Genomic DNA, 12,911 nt, shown 5'->3' with positions numbered 1-12,911 from the left:
CAGCAGCCTGTTTCTTCCCCGTTTCCTGCCTCGTGGAAGGTGTAGATGAACCGGCCGAAAGTACCCCCTTGCCCGTCGTGAATCCTGCTTTCGACCCGTGCCCTCCTCGGGGCGGCCTTGCAGGATGAGGCCCCATGCAACGCGAAGATCTCCCCCCGCAATCTCATCCCACGGGTCCGGCTGCGCCCTCCTCCGGTCGATCCCGGATCATCGCGCTCGACGTGCTGCGCGGGCTCACGCTGTGCGAGATCCTGCTCGCCAACATCCAGTTGATCGCCAACCACGGCACCGCGGTCGCGACGAAGCCCATGGGTGACTGGGACCCCTGGCTCGGGCTCCCGACCTTCTCCCTGCTGTTCGGTATCGGGTTCTCCCTGCTGCTGGGCTCCGCCGCGAACCGAGTCCCCCGCCCACGGCTGGTCCTGCTGCGCCGCCTCGTGGCGATGCTCGCCATCGGCCTCGTGCACATGCTGCTGTGGCCGGGCGAAATCCTGACCAAGTACGCCATCGTCGGCATGCTGGTGCTGCTGCCCTCGACCTGGCTGCCGCGATGGGCCGTGGCCGGCCTCGCCGCCGCACTCATCCCGGTGTCACTGATCAACGGGGGCGGGCCCCTGCTGATCGCCGGACTGTTCCTGCTGGGCTCGGCACTGGTCCGCTACGGGGTCGTCGAAAAGATCGACCGGTCCATCCGAGGTCCGCTCCTGCTGGGCTTGGGCTTCGCGGCGGCGGTGGCCTGTGTCCTATGGGTACAGGCCGCCATGCACACCGAGGCGGACACGACGCAGCCGTCCTTCACCTCCGGCCTGGCCGAGCTGCTGTTCATCGGCGTGTACGTATGTGCCCTGCTGGTCCTGCTCCGAACGCCGCTGCGACCGGTGCTGCAGGCTCTCTTCGCGCCACTGGGCCGGATGGCACTGACCAACTATCTGACCGCCACACTCCTCGTCCTGGCGGCCAGCCGACTCCTCGGCCTGCCGATCGGCCAGTCCTCGCAGACGGCGTTCCTGGCCGCGGGAGCCATCCTCACCGCCCAGTGGCTTCTGTCCACCCTCTGGCTGCGCCGCTACCGCCAGGGCCCCATCGAGTGGCTCTGGCGCTGGGCGACCTGGGCGCACCGCCCGCCCCTCAGCGTTCGTTGAGCGGCTAGAGCGGCGGCTCATCTGGTGTGGACGGGCTGGGTGACCACCACACCGTTAGGATCGGGTCATGCCTTTGACGGTGGATGACGTCGACCGGTTCGAGCTGTCGAGGCCCCGTCTGGGGGCCATCGCCTACCGTCTCCTCGGCTCCGCGGACGAGGCGGAGGACGTCGTGCAGGAGACGTTCCTGCGCTGGCAGGCCACCGACGTCGACCGCGTCGAGGTCCCCGAGGCTTGGCTGACGAAGGTGCTCACCAACCTGTGCCTCAACCAGCTCACCTCCGCGCGGGCGCGCCGCGAGACCTACGTGGGCCGATGGCTTCCCGAGCCGCTGCTCGCCGGCGACCCGATGCTCGGCCCGGCCGACACCGCCGAGCAGCGCGAATCGGTCTCGTACGCGGTCCTCACCCTCATGGAGCGCCTGTCCCCCAACGAACGGGCCGTGTACGTGCTGCGGGAGGCGTTCGACTATCCGCACCGGGAGATCGCCGAGATCCTTGCCATCACCGAGGCAGCCAGCCAGCAGATCTTTCACCGCGCCAAGAAGCACGTCGCGTACGGCAAGGCCCGCGCCGAGATCGACGAAGCCGCCGCCCGGCGGATCGTCGAGGAGTTCCTCGCTGCCGCCACCAGTGGCCAGACCGATGAGCTCGTACGCCTGCTCACCAAGGACGCCATCTCCATCGGCGACGGCGGAGGGAAGGTTCCGGCACGCACCAAGGCGTTCGAGGGAGCCGTCGCGGTCGCGAAGTTCATGTGGGGCCTGTTCAAGCCCGCCGAGGCCAAGCGCGCCGTCGTCGGCGGCTCGCCCGAGATATACGCCTGGACCGCCAATGGCGAGCCCGCCGTTGTGGCCGTCGTGGCGGGCCGGGTCGTCGCCATCCTGTGCCTGGAGGTCACCGCCGAGGGCATCACCGCCTGCCGTACCCAGGCAAACCCCGACAAGCTCGAACGCGCGACCGAGCAATGGGCGGCGGCAAGCCATGGGGAGCCCCTGCTCGTCATGTGACGTGTCTCACATCGCGCGCCTGTCAGGAAACGGCGGGCCATCCGGTTCAAGTGACGAATCCGAACCGGACAGGAGCCCGAAATGAAGCACCGCGTCATCGTTCTCGGAGCCGGATACACCGGTGCCAGCGCCGCCGGCCGCCTCGCCAAGCGGCTGCGCCGCGAGGACGTCGCCATCACCCTCGTCAACGCCGAGCCTGACTTCGTCGAACGCGTCCGCAACCACCAACTGGCGACCGGCCAGGACCTCAGGCCCCGGCCACTCAGCGAGATCTACGCCGGCACCGGCGTCGAACTGAGGCTCGCGAAGGTCACCGGCGTCGACGTCGACCGCAAGACCGTCGCCATCACCGGCGCGAACGGTGCGGAAGAGCTGGAGTACGACACCCTCGTGTACGCCCTCGGCAGCGGCTGGAACAGCCAAGCCGTACCCGGAACCGCCGAGCACGCTCACCAGATCGCCGGCCGTTCCGGAGCACTCGGGCTACACGAGCGCCTGGCGAGCCTCGATGCCGGACAGACCGTGGTGGTGGTCGGCGGCGGGCTCACCGGCGTGGAAGCCTCAACCGAGATCGCCGAAGCCCGCCCGGACCTCGACGTCGCCCTCGCCGCCAGCGGCAGCCTCGGCGACTGGCTCTCCCCCAAGGGCCGCGAACATCTACGGACGGTCTTCGGCAAGCTCGGCATCACCGCGTACGAACACACCGCCATCACCGGGGTCGAAGCCGACCACGTCACCACCGCCGACGGCAGGATCATCCCCGCCGCGGTCACCGTATGGACCGCCGGCTTCGCGGTCCACCCGATCGCCAAGGCAACCTTCCTGGAGGTTTCCGGCACCGGCCAGATCGTGGTCGACCGGACCATGCGCTCGGTTTCACACCCCGATGTGTACGCCGTCGGCGACGCGGCCATGGCGATGGGCGCCGGAGACAAGCCGCTACGGATGTCGTGCGCCTCGGGAATCCCCACCGCCTGGCTGGCCGCCGACGTCATCGCGGCGCGCCTGACCGGCCGGAAGGTCCCGGACAAGACGATCGGCTACGCCAACCAGTGCATCTCACTGGGCCGCAAGGAGGGCCTGATCCAGTTCGTCACAGCCGACGACCACGCCAAGCAGTCGGTCCTGCGCGGCCGATTGGCCGCCGCCTACAAGGAACTGGTCTGCAAGAGCGCCGCATGGAGCGTCGCCAACCCGACACTGGGGATGCCGACCCGGCAGCACCGCGTTACGCATGAGCAGACGCTCAAGCAGAAGACTGCATGAACACAGCCCGCAGATCGCACGCACGAGGGTTGTGACCGCGGCCCACAGGCTTAGCTGGTGGTACCGGTGAGGAAGGTTCGCAGTAGCGGGTTGACCATCTCGGGGTTGTCCTCGTGGACGTTGTGGCCGGCGCCTGGGATGATCTTGACGGTGGCGTTCTGGAGGCGCTTGCCGTACTCGGTGGCATAGGAGGCAGGCAGCCACTCATCGGCTTCGCCCCAGACGACCAGCGTCTCGGCCCGGACCGTGCCCAGCGCGGCATCGGTAGCGGTGTAGTCCTGGCGGCGGACCAGCTTCACGAAGGCCTCCCGCTTTTCGGGCCTGGACATCCAGTGCCAGGTCTCATCCACCACCTCACCGCTGACCCGGTCCTGGTCGGCGAAAGCGGTGCGCAGGCTCTTCTCGAAGTCGGAGCGGCCCATCAGCTTGACGGCCAGCTCACCGACGACGGGAAGGGCGAACAACGCCGTCTGCGAGGCGGGTTCCTTGGCCAGCCCGGGCGCGTCCAGGAGAACCAGCCTGTCGACGCGAGAGGGATGGCGTTCGGCGAAGTACAACGTCCAGGCGCCGCCCCAGGAGTGGCCGACCAGGGAGGTGGTGCGCAGGCCCACGGCGTCGAGGAACGAGCCCAGCGCATCGGACATGGCCGGCAGGTCGTAGGCGAAGTCATCCTTGACGGTCGTGTAACCCTGACTGGGCATGTCTACGGCGTAGACCGTGTGCTCCCTGGCCAGGACGGGGATCGTGTCACGATAGGAGTACTGCCACTGGGCCCCGCCCGCGATCAGGACGACCGGCGATCCGCTGCCCGTCTTGGTGTAGCGGAAGCGCGCCACCGGCGTCTCGACGTACATGGAGTGGATACGGGACAGGTACCGCGAGCGATAGCCGCCATCAGCGGACGGCTGCCAGACGTAAGCGATCAGGAGAACCGCGGCCAGCGCAATCGCCATAACGCCCAGCGTCCAGCGCACCCACCGCCGACGAGACGGCGTGGCCTTGCGCACAGGCTCAAGAACATGTGTCGATGCCATTATTTACTCCATCAAATCGAGTAGATATGGCCGATAGACGGAGTAGCTGGGCTGAATGTGACACTGGCGCCGTCCGTGGCGCGTGATGGACCGCTGGACCAGGACAGCGCTATCTCGGCTGCAGATACCTACTGGCGGGACGAGTCTTGCGCTGGAGACTGCTCGTCTCGGTGAGTCACGATTGAGCGGCCGCGAGCGAAAGTGGTGCCGACCTCGCTGCTCGGGGATGGCCCCGCTGACTCCTGTCGGCATCGAGCCCCAGATCGTCAGCGAGCGAATTTCTCGATGGCGGCCGGGGTGACGGGGGTGAAGAAGTTGACGAGGTTGCCGTCGGGGTCGCGCAACAGGAGCGAACGGTTTCCCCAAGGCATCGTCGTGGGCTCGTTGACGAAGTCCGCCACGAAGCCGGTCAGCTTCTCGTACACGCTGTCCACGTCGTCGACGAGGAACTCGATGATGACGCTGCGGTTCTGGGCCGGATCGGCGCAGCCAGGCGCGAACAGCGGCACGGTACGGGTGCTGCCGATCGCGAGGGTGGCCGAGGCGGTGTTGAGTTCGGCGAAGTCATCGTTGGACCAGCTCGCCTGGACTCCGGTGGCGCGCTCGTAAAAGCCGACGAGGCGGGCGACATCGCCGGTGATGATGCGGATCGAGACGAGGTTCATGGCGGTTCTCTCCAGGTAGGTCAGTGCTTCTGACCACACGCTACGAGCAATACTGGACAGAAACCGCCCAGTATCTGCAGGACGCTTAGGAACATGTCCCGACCCACTGCCCGCGTGCTCGCCCTGCTGGAGCTCCTGCAAGCGGGAGGCCTTCGAACCCTGGCCGAACTCGCCGACAGGCTCGACGTCGATGAGCGTACGGTGCGGCGCTACATCGACCACCTCATCGACCTCGACGTGCCCGTCGAGTCCGTGCGTGGCCGCTACGGCGGCTACCGGCTCGCCCGCGGTTACCGTATGCCGCCGCTCATGCTGAGCGATGACGAAGCGCTCGCCGTGCTGCTCGGCCTGGTCGCGGGTCGGCGGGCCGGCTTGATGACGGCCACCGGCACGGCGAGCGAGACGGCAGCGGCCAAGATCCGGCGGGTGCTGCCAGAGCGGCTCGGCCGCAGACTCGACGCCGTGCTCGACTCCCTCGCCTTCACGGCTCCGCCCGGCGAGTCGACCGCCCCGGAGACCGGGGTTCTGCTCTCGATCGCCGACGCGGTGCGCCATCACCGGCCGATCTCGATCCGGTACACCGCCGCCGACGGCCGGCGCAGCGAACGCACGCTGCACCCCTACGGGCTCGTCGCCCATTCGGGCAACTGGTACGTGACGGGTGCGGATCCCGCGGTCGGCGAGGACCGGACGTTCCGGCTGGATCGCATTACCGGTACGAGAACTCTGCCCGGATCGTTTGAGCCGCCTGTTGGACTCGATCCGGCGAAGCGCGTCCTGACAGGGCTCGCCACCGCTTCGTACCGACACGAGGTGATTCTGCGGATCCAGGGGACAGCCGAGCAGATCCGCACCCGGCTCCCGGCCAGCGTCGCGGTCGTTGACGAGTCACCGTCCGCGAGCGCCGCAGATTCGGACACCAGGCAGTGGTCCCGTGTCGAGATCCGCGCCGAACGGCTTGACTGGCTGCCGGGCGTGCTCGCTTCGCTGGACCGGCCGTTCGTCATCGAGCAACCGGACGAGCTCCGCGACCTTGTCGCGGAGCTCGCCAACCGACTCATGTCCTCGGCCCGGCGAAGTCCGCCTCGCGTCTGACTGGTATCGGCAAGGCTTCCTTGGGTCAGCCCGAATTGTGTCGCACCGGCCATGGTGTTCGGTGGTTCGATCGGGTGGTCTTCTGCTGTGCAGGACCTGTTGGTGTCAGCGCCTCGCTCGAATCTTGTTGCCTCCTGGTCGCGGCTGTCCCGGTGCCTGGGTCAGATCATGTGGTTTGGCTTCCGGGTGTGCGGAGGGTTCGGCGGATGGCGTTGCGGAGCCAGTGGTGGGCTCCGTCGGCTGTGTGCCGGGGGTGCCAGGCCATGCCGATGGTCAGTGGTGGCAGTGCCAGGGGGATGTCGAGGAGGCACAGTCCGAGGGCGGTGGCGTCGTCGGTGAGGGGTGAGGGGGCGGCGCCGGAGAGTGCGGCAGGTACGAGGCAGACGATGTCGCTGCGGGTGGCGAGGGTCATTGCGGCCAGGTGGCTGGGGAGGACGACGCTGACCCGCCGGTGGAGGTTCTGCTCGGCCAGGGCGGTGTCGAGGGGGCCGGTGAACCGGCCGCGGCGGCTGACCGCGACGTGCTGGGCGGCGGCGAGCCGGGCCGGGGTCAGGGGTCTTTCGGTGAGGGGGTGGCCTGGCCGGACGGCCGCCATCATGCGGAGGCTGACCAGTTCTTCGACCTGGGTTTCGGGGTCTACGTGGTCGATGGATCCGATCTCCAGGTCGATCCGGCCGTCGCGGAGGGTGGTTCCGGCCTCCAGTTCTTCGGCCCGGAGCCGGAACGAGACCCCCGGCGCTTCCTGCTGGGCCAGTCGCAGCAGTCCGGGGGCCAGTGCCGCGGCGACCAGGTCGGCGGCTTGGAGGGTGAAGGTGCTGCGCAGGCTGGCGGGGTCGACGCCTGTGCCGGGGCTGAGCAGTGCTCCGAGGCTGCGTACCACTGCGGCGGCTTCGTCGCGCAGGGACTGGGCGCGTGGAGTGGGAACCATGGTCTGTCCGGCCCGGACCAGGAGGGGGTCCTGGAGGATGCGACGGAGGCGGGCGAGGGTGCGGCTCATGGCGGCGGGCGAGGTGTGCAGGCGGGCGGCGGCGCGGGTGACGCTGTGCTCGGCCAGTAGGGCGTCCAGTGCGATGGCGAGATTGGCGTCGATGACCGGCTCTGGGCTGTTCACCAGCATCATTCCATTTCAGTCAATGATTCCATGCTGAAGTTCCCATTGTGGCAACACAGCCGTCCTCCGCAGGATGGGAGTCGTACCGATCCGGCACCTGCGAGGTTTTCATGATCGTTATTACCGCTCCCACCGGGAACATCGGCCGTCACCTGCTTTCTAAGCTCCTGGAGTCCGCCGCGGGGGAGGAACTGCGCGTGATCGTGCGCGACCCCGCCCGGCTTCCGGACGCGGCGCGCGGACGTGTCGAGGTGATCACCGGCTCGCACGCGGACACCGAGGTCCTCGACCGGGCCTTCGAAGATGCGGACGCCGTCTTCTGGCTCGTCCCCCCAGACGCCTCCCTGGCGCCGCACGACGCCTACAGCGGCTTCACCCGCCCCGCCGTGAAGGCGCTCGCTGTCCACGGTGTCGGCCACGTCGTCGGGGTCTCGGCGCTCGGGCGCGGTACCCCGGTCGCCGACCGCGCCGGTCTGGTCACCGCCTCTCTCGCCATGGACGACCTCATCGCCGGTACCGGTGTTGCCTACCGGGCCCTGGCCAGCCCGTCCTTCTTCGAGAACCTCCTGGAGGAGTCCGGCTCGATCCGCGACAAGGGCGTCTTCACCGACACCGTCGACGCCGACCGCAAGGCCCCCCTCGTCGCTGTCGCCGACATCGCGGCCGCCGCCGCCGGCCTGCTGCTGGACCGCTCGTGGACCGGCACCGACAGCGTCCCGGTCCTCGGGCCGGAGGACCTGTCCCCCAACGACCTGGCCCGCATCATGACCGCACAGCTCGGCCGCCCCGTCCGCTACGAACGCCAGCCGCTCGACGAGCTGTACACCACCCTCGTCGGCTACGGCCTCAACGAGGCATTCGTCCAGGGCGTCGTCGCCATGAAGCGAGCCAAGGACGAGGGCCTCGACGCCGGCGTCGCCCGCACCCCGGACACCGCCTCCCCCACCGGCTTCGAGCAGTGGTGCGCCCAGACCCTCAAGCCCGCCGTCCTCTCCTGAGGGCCCACCACCCGTCGCCGGAACACAGACCACCTACACCTTTGGAGGCGTCCTGATGCCCGCTGAGGAAACCGGACCGCCGGTCACGGCGTTCATGCTCGTCAAGACCACACCCGAGTGGCTCGCCCTGACCGTCCAGGAACGTGCGGACACCTTCACCACCCAGGTCCTGCCCGCGATCGAGGCCAGGACCAGCGGCGTCCGGTCACGCTTCTACGACACGGAGTTCTACTCCGCGCGCGTCACCGACGTCTGGGTGTGGGAAGCGGAAGACCACCACGCCTACCAGCTCCTGATCGACGCACTGCGCGAAACCGCATTCTGGGACCGCTACTTCGAGGTCGTCGACCTCCTCGTCGGCACCGAGAACGGCTACGCCCGCACCTACGGCCTCGATCCCGTCGCCACCATCACCACCTGACACACCGCCCACCCTGCACGGGGTAACACGCCTGTGGCCAGGGCAGACTCACCCCTGTCGGGTCCTCTTGCGGGGAGGAGACCACAGATGGACCAGAACAAGGTGACGGAGTTCCTGGGCAGGGCCGTCAGCGACCTGGGGGCGACCGAAGCGGCGGGCTCCGTCGTGATCGGTCACCGGCTCGGCCTGTATCGCGCCCTCGCCGAGGGGCCCGCGACTCCCGAAGAGTTCGCCGAGCGCACCGGGTGCCACCCGCGTTACCTCACCGAATGGCTGCGTGGGCAGGCCGCCGGGGGGTACGTCGGCTACGACGCGGCGACGGGCCGGTTCTCGCTCTCGGAGGAGCAGGCGTACTGCCTGGCCGATCCGGCCGGCCCGAACATACCGGCGGCGTACCTCATCGCGCTGGGCATGCTGCGCGCCGAGCCGCGCATCACCGAGGCGTTCCAAACGGGCGCCGGCTTCGGCTGGCACGAGCACGTGGAGGACGTCTTCGTCGGGTGCGACGCGTTCTACCGTCCGGCCTACGTGGCCGCGCTGGTGTCGAGCTGGATCCCGGCGCTGAACGGCATTGAGGAGAAGCTGAAGGCGGGGACCGTGGTCGCGGACGTCGGCTGCGGCCTCGGGTCGTCCTCGATCCTCCTCGCGCAGTCGTACCCGCGTACCACGGTCGTCGGCTCGGACTACCATGCCGAGTCCATCGAGCTGGCCCGCGAGCATGCCGCCGAGGCCGGGGTGGCCGACCGGGTCGACTTCGAGGTGGCTACCGCGCACACCTTCACCGGCACCAACTATGACCTGGTGACGATGTTCGACTGCCTGCACGACATGGGCGACCCGCTGGGGGCCGCCCGGCGGGTGCGGGAAGCGCTGGCTCCGGAGGGCGCGTGGCTGCTGGTCGAGCCGTACGCCGCCGATTCGGTGAAGGACAACTTCACCCCCGTGGGGCGGCTGTACTACAGCGGGTCCACGTTCCTCTGCGTGCCCAACGCGCTGTCCCAGCCGGGCGGCTACGCGCTGGGCGCGCAGGCGGGCGAGGCGAGGATCCGCGAGCTAAGTCGCGAGGCGGGCTTCACCCGGTTCCGAAGAGCCGCGGAGACCCCGTTCAACCTCGTCTACGAGATCCGGCCGTAGAGAGCGAATGTCGGTTCCGTTTGCTAGCGTGCGGCACTCGCCGGTAGTGATCCTGCACGAGCTCTCCCGGCAGTTCTTCATCGTCTGATCAGAGAGGGCGTGGACCCGGGTGGATGACGACGAGAAGAGCACGCTGCTGATGTTCCTGGAGGCGCAGCGCGCCAGCGTTCTCGCGATCGTGGACGGCCTCGACGTCGAAGCGTTGTCAACCGCGATCCTGCCCTCGGGATGGACGGTGCTGGGTCTCGTGGAGCACCTCGGCTACGCCGAGCGGCATTGGTTCCAGGAGATCGCCACCGGATCCGCCGAGCCACTGCCCTGGCCCGACGAGCACACGCCGCTGAGCACACCGCGCCCACCGTCTGTGGTCTTCGCGTTCTACCGCGCCCAGTGCGAGCGGTCCAACGCCGTCCTTGCCGCGACTCCCCTGTCGACGCCCCCGCGGGGACGTCACCCGGGTCCGCTCGGGGACGAGGTCACCGACCTGCGGCGGATCGTCCTGCACATGATCGAGGAGACCGCCCGCCATGCGGGCCACCTCGACGTCGCCCGCGAACTGCTTGATGGAAAGACGGGGCTCGGGCCTCGATAGCTCTTTCGCCTCTGTTGCCGGGCCGGACGGACTGGCCAGTTCAGACACCTCCGGCTCGAAGGTCGAATCGGCTCAGAAGCCAGCCAGTCCTTCCGCCGGGCAAGGCCGGGGTGCGCGAGGGGCGGGAGCCCCTCGTTCGGGGGCGAAGCCCCCGAAGAAGCACGCCTGAGCGTCATTCGCGCGAAGCGCGCCCCACCGGGAGGACCTCGCTTGTCGGGGGTCGAAGGGGGCGAAGCCCCCTGGGCAGCACGCCACCTGCCCCACCGGGAGGCCCACGGTTGTGAGCCCCCGGCGAGGAGGCGTCAGGTGGTGGAGAAGGCCGCGTCGAAAGCGGTGGTCGGTGGGGTGATGGAGTTGAGGCCGCGGATGTAGCCCAACGCCTCCCGTGCCCCGTCCAGCCGATCCATCCCCGCGTCCTCCCACTCGATCGAGATGGGCCCGCTGTACCCGATCGAGTTGAGCGCCCGGAAGCAGTCCTCCCAGGCCACGTCTCCGCGCCCGGTGGAGACGAAGTCCCAGCCGCGCCTCATGTCCGCCCACGGCAGGTGGGAGGAGAGGCGGCCGCGGCGGCCGTCGCCGATGCGGACGCGGGTGTCCTTGCAGTCCACGTGGTAGATCCGGTCGGCGAAGTCCAGGATGAACGCCACCGGGTCGAGGTCCTGCCAGACCATGTGGGACGGGTCCCAGTTGAGGCCGAACGCGGGACGGTGGCCGATGGCCTCCAGCGTGCGCTGGGTCGTCACGTAGTCGTAGGCGATCTCGCTGGGGTGGATCTCGTGGGCGAACCGGACACCGACCTCGTCGAAGACGTCGAGGATGGGGTTCCAGCGGTCCGCGAAGTCCTGGTAGCCCGCCTCCACCATCGAGGCCGGCACCGGCGGGAACATGGCCACCGTGTGCCAGATCGACGATCCGGTGAAGCCGACCACCGTGTCGACACCCAGCAGGGCCGCGGCTCGCGCCGTGTTCTTCATGTCCTCGGCGGCCGCCTGGCGTACGGACTCGGGATCGCCCGAGCCCCAGATGCGGGCCGGCAGGATCGCCTTGTGGCGCTCGTCAATGGGGTGGTCGCAGACGGCCTGGCCGACAAGGTGGTTGGAGATGGTCCACACCTTGAGGCCATGCTTTTCGAGCTGCGCCTGCTTCGCCGAGACGTACGACGGGTCCGCGATCGCCTGCGCCACGTCGAAGTGGTCGCCGGAGCAGGCGATCTCGAGGCCGTCGTAGCCCCATTCGGCGGCGAGCCGGCAGACCTCCTCGAACGGCAGGTCAGCCCACTGGCCAGTGAACAATGTGACCGGTCTCATACGTCCTCCACGACTGTGAAGCGGCTGGAGTCAGCCGCGCTGCGCTCGACCGCGGCGAGCACGCGTTGCACCCGGAGGCCGTCGGCGAACGACGGCGCCGGGTCGTCGTTCGTGGCTATGGCCTCCAGGAAGTCCTTGATCTCGTGGGTGAAGGTGTGCTCGTAGCCGAGTCCATGCCCGGGCGGCCACCACGCCGCCGCATAGGGGTGGTCGGGCTCGGTGACCAGGATGCGTTTGAAGCCGCCGTCGCCCTCGCTGACCCACAGCTCGTTCATGGCCTCGAAGTCGAAGGCGAGGCTGCCGAGCGAGCCGTTGAGCTCGATGCGCAGGGCGTTCTTGCGTCCGGTGGCGAACCGGGTGGCCTCGAAGGAGGCCACCGCCCCGCCGGAGAGCCGGCCGATGAAGAGCGCGGCGTCGTCCACGGTGACGGGCCCGGTCTCCGACGAGCCCGACGAAAGCGGGCGTTCCTTGACGAACGTCTCGGTGAGCGCCGAGACGCCCACCACGTTCTGGCCGGTGATGAACTGGGCGGTGTCGATGATGTGCGCCCCGATGTCGCCGAGCGAACCGGAACCCGCCTTGTCCTTCTGCAGCCGCCACACCAGCGGGAACTTCGGGTCGACGATCCAGTCCTGCAGGTATTGGGCTCGTACGTGCCGGATCTCGCCGAGCCGGCCCTCCTCGACGTAGCGCCGGGCCAGTGCCACCGCCGGCACCCGCCGGTAGTTGAAGGCCACCATGTTCTTGCCGGACGACGAGACCGCGGCCCGTACCATGGCCTCCGCCTCGGCCACGCTGTTGGCCAGCGGCTTCTCGCAGATCACGTGCTTGCCGGCCGCCAGGGCGGCGATGGCGATCTCGGCGTGGGAGTCGCCCGGCGTGCAGATGTCGACGATCTGCACGTCGTCGCGCCTGACCACTTCCCTCCAGTCGGTCTCGAAGTCGGCCCAGCCGAGCCGGGCGGCAGCGGCGGCGGTGTGCTCCTTGGACCTACCGGCCAGCACCGCCATCCGGGGTGCCAGCGGCAGGTCGAAGAAGGCGCCGACGCTCCGCCAGGCCTGGGAGTGGACGCGGCCCATGAACGCGTAGCCGATCATGCCCACGCCGACGGTGGTTTGGTCTGACATGCAACCCCCG

The 12,911-nt window shown here is 68.8% G+C and carries 13 protein-coding genes; 8 read left to right on the top strand and 5 right to left on the bottom strand.

Annotated features, from left to right (window positions below):
• Positions 1-134: 134 nt before the first annotated feature.
• From AB0B91_RS49805 to AB0B91_RS49795, 3 genes are all read left to right on the top strand, one after another.
• Positions 135-1,142, top strand: a complete 1,008-nt coding sequence (locus AB0B91_RS49805) for a DUF418 domain-containing protein (protein ID WP_358336930.1) — start codon at positions 135-137, stop codon at positions 1,140-1,142.
• Between the two features lie 67 nt (positions 1,143-1,209).
• A complete protein-coding gene (gene sigJ, locus AB0B91_RS49800) occupies positions 1,210-2,151 on the top strand; it encodes an RNA polymerase sigma factor SigJ (RefSeq protein ID WP_358336927.1) in 942 nt (313 codons plus the stop codon).
• 81 nt (positions 2,152-2,232) lie between these two features.
• Positions 2,233-3,417 (top strand): FAD-dependent oxidoreductase, encoded by a 1,185-nt coding sequence (locus tag AB0B91_RS49795; RefSeq protein ID WP_358336924.1) that lies wholly within the window; start codon positions 2,233-2,235, stop codon positions 3,415-3,417.
• Positions 3,418-3,467: 50 nt separating this feature from the next.
• On the opposite strand, the gene AB0B91_RS49790 is transcribed toward AB0B91_RS49795, so the two are convergent.
• Together AB0B91_RS49790 and AB0B91_RS49785 are read right to left on the bottom strand one after the other, a co-directional pair.
• Positions 3,468-4,370 (bottom strand): alpha/beta hydrolase, encoded by a 903-nt coding sequence (locus AB0B91_RS49790; RefSeq protein WP_358336921.1) that lies wholly within the window; start codon positions 4,368-4,370, stop codon positions 3,468-3,470.
• Between the two features lie 347 nt (positions 4,371-4,717).
• On the bottom strand, positions 4,718-5,155 hold the full coding sequence (locus AB0B91_RS49785) for a VOC family protein (RefSeq protein ID WP_358336918.1): 438 nt from the start codon (positions 5,153-5,155) through the stop codon (positions 4,718-4,720).
• A gap of 54 nt (positions 5,156-5,209) precedes the next feature.
• Between AB0B91_RS49785 and AB0B91_RS49780 the strand changes: the two genes are divergently transcribed.
• Positions 5,210-6,211: a YafY family protein gene (locus AB0B91_RS49780; protein WP_358336916.1), complete on the top strand. Its 1,002-nt coding sequence runs from the start codon at positions 5,210-5,212 to the stop codon at positions 6,209-6,211.
• A 166-nt stretch (positions 6,212-6,377) separates the two neighbouring features.
• Here AB0B91_RS49780 and AB0B91_RS49775 read toward each other — a convergent pair whose 3' ends face one another.
• On the bottom strand, positions 6,378-7,322 hold the full coding sequence (locus AB0B91_RS49775) for a LysR family transcriptional regulator (protein ID WP_358336913.1): 945 nt from the start codon (positions 7,320-7,322) through the stop codon (positions 6,378-6,380).
• A 110-nt stretch (positions 7,323-7,432) separates the two neighbouring features.
• On the opposite strand from AB0B91_RS49775, the gene AB0B91_RS49770 reads away from it, so the two are divergent.
• The 4 genes from AB0B91_RS49770 to AB0B91_RS49755 all read left to right on the top strand — a co-directional run bounded on the left by AB0B91_RS49770 (position 7,433) and on the right by AB0B91_RS49755 (position 10,467).
• Positions 7,433-8,320, top strand: a complete 888-nt coding sequence (locus tag AB0B91_RS49770; RefSeq protein ID WP_358336910.1) for an NAD(P)H-binding protein — start codon at positions 7,433-7,435, stop codon at positions 8,318-8,320.
• Between the two features lie 55 nt (positions 8,321-8,375).
• Positions 8,376-8,741 (top strand): darcynin family protein, encoded by a 366-nt coding sequence (locus tag AB0B91_RS49765; protein ID WP_358336907.1) that lies wholly within the window; start codon positions 8,376-8,378, stop codon positions 8,739-8,741.
• A gap of 87 nt (positions 8,742-8,828) precedes the next feature.
• Positions 8,829-9,875, top strand: coding sequence for a class I SAM-dependent methyltransferase (locus AB0B91_RS49760; RefSeq protein WP_358336904.1), 1,047 nt, complete (start codon positions 8,829-8,831; stop codon positions 9,873-9,875).
• 109 nt (positions 9,876-9,984) lie between these two features.
• Entirely contained in the window at positions 9,985-10,467 is a 483-nt protein-coding gene (locus AB0B91_RS49755; RefSeq protein ID WP_358336901.1) for a DinB family protein, read from the top strand.
• A gap of 302 nt (positions 10,468-10,769) precedes the next feature.
• On the opposite strand, the gene AB0B91_RS49750 is transcribed toward AB0B91_RS49755, so the two are convergent.
• Together AB0B91_RS49750 and AB0B91_RS49745 are read right to left on the bottom strand one after the other, a co-directional pair.
• Entirely contained in the window at positions 10,770-11,774 is a 1,005-nt protein-coding gene (locus AB0B91_RS49750; RefSeq protein ID WP_219533806.1) for a sugar phosphate isomerase/epimerase family protein, read from the bottom strand.
• Positions 11,771-12,901, bottom strand: a complete 1,131-nt coding sequence (locus tag AB0B91_RS49745; RefSeq protein WP_358336898.1) for a Gfo/Idh/MocA family oxidoreductase — start codon at positions 12,899-12,901, stop codon at positions 11,771-11,773. The genes AB0B91_RS49750 and AB0B91_RS49745 overlap by 4 nt, the downstream gene beginning before the upstream one ends.
• Positions 12,902-12,911 lie beyond the last annotated feature (10 nt).

The sequence above is a fragment of the Nonomuraea sp. NPDC049141 genome, assembly GCF_040648415.1.
Taxonomy (GTDB): Bacteria; Actinomycetota; Actinomycetes; order Streptosporangiales; family Streptosporangiaceae; genus Nonomuraea.
Note: the sequence above shows the minus strand (reverse complement) of the source record. Positions and strands in the feature narration are given on the sequence as shown.

Coding starts and splice junctions, on each gene's coding strand:
- AB0B91_RS49765 (WP_358336907.1), top strand. CDS start 8,376: ATGCCCGCTGAGGAAACCGGACCGCCGGTCACGGCGTTCATGCTCGTC.
- AB0B91_RS49780 (WP_358336916.1), top strand. CDS start 5,210: ATGTCCCGACCCACTGCCCGCGTGCTCGCCCTGCTGGAGCTCCTGCAA.
- AB0B91_RS49795 (WP_358336924.1), top strand. CDS start 2,233: ATGAAGCACCGCGTCATCGTTCTCGGAGCCGGATACACCGGTGCCAGC.
- AB0B91_RS49770 (WP_358336910.1), top strand. CDS start 7,433: ATGATCGTTATTACCGCTCCCACCGGGAACATCGGCCGTCACCTGCTT.
- AB0B91_RS49750 (WP_219533806.1), bottom strand. CDS start 11,774: ATGAGACCGGTCACATTGTTCACTGGCCAGTGGGCTGACCTGCCGTTC.
- sigJ (WP_358336927.1), top strand. CDS start 1,210: ATGCCTTTGACGGTGGATGACGTCGACCGGTTCGAGCTGTCGAGGCCC.
- AB0B91_RS49805 (WP_358336930.1), top strand. CDS start 135: ATGCAACGCGAAGATCTCCCCCCGCAATCTCATCCCACGGGTCCGGCT.
- AB0B91_RS49745 (WP_358336898.1), bottom strand. CDS start 12,901: ATGTCAGACCAAACCACCGTCGGCGTGGGCATGATCGGCTACGCGTTC.
- AB0B91_RS49790 (WP_358336921.1), bottom strand. CDS start 4,370: ATGGCGATTGCGCTGGCCGCGGTTCTCCTGATCGCTTACGTCTGGCAG.
- AB0B91_RS49760 (WP_358336904.1), top strand. CDS start 8,829: ATGGACCAGAACAAGGTGACGGAGTTCCTGGGCAGGGCCGTCAGCGAC.